Origin of the sequence: Pontibacillus litoralis JSM 072002, from assembly GCF_000775615.1 — a bacterium.
GTDB lineage: Bacteria > Bacillota > Bacilli > Bacillales > BH030062 > Pontibacillus > Pontibacillus litoralis.
The window spans coordinates 1-504 of the sequence record NZ_AVPG01000073.1 but is presented as its reverse complement, the minus strand read 5'-3'; the positions used below and the strand labels follow the sequence as shown (position 1 = coordinate 504).

Sequence of the window (504 nt, the reverse complement as noted above, 5' to 3'; positions counted from 1 at the left end):
AATCTTCAAACTGCGTCACTAAGAAGCGTTCTAGCGATTCTTCGTTCGGAAACCGCTCTTTTCGCTTTGTATGTTTCTTAATTTGTTTATTAAAAGACTCAATTAAATTCGTCGAATAAATGCTTCGCCAAATGTCTTTTGGGAACTGATAAAATGTTAGAAGATATCGGTTTTCAAGCAATGATTGCGTAACTTTTTTATAAGATTTGCCCCATTTATCACAGAACGCATCCAGTGCTTGTTCAGCTGCTTCTGCATTCATGGCTTGGTGGACTGTTTTGAAATCCTCGCAAATTTCTTGACGATCTTCTACACGCACTTTATGCGCAATATTACGCCCAACATGTACGAGACATACTTGATATTTCGCTTTTGGAAATGCAGTGAAAACAGCGTCCGCCATGCCTTTTAAACCGTCTGAAACGAATAATAAAACATCTTCAACGCCACGCTCCTTTAACCCTTCCAACAGTTCTTGCCAGTTGTAAGCAGATTCTGTTGGGG

Annotated in this window: 1 protein-coding gene; it reads right to left on the bottom strand. The window is 39.7% G+C overall.

Translation table 11 applies throughout. The features are described from left to right. Nucleotides 1-504: IS256 family transposase (locus tag N784_RS15750; protein ID WP_036836547.1), on the bottom strand; the 504-nt coding region annotated here is incomplete at both ends.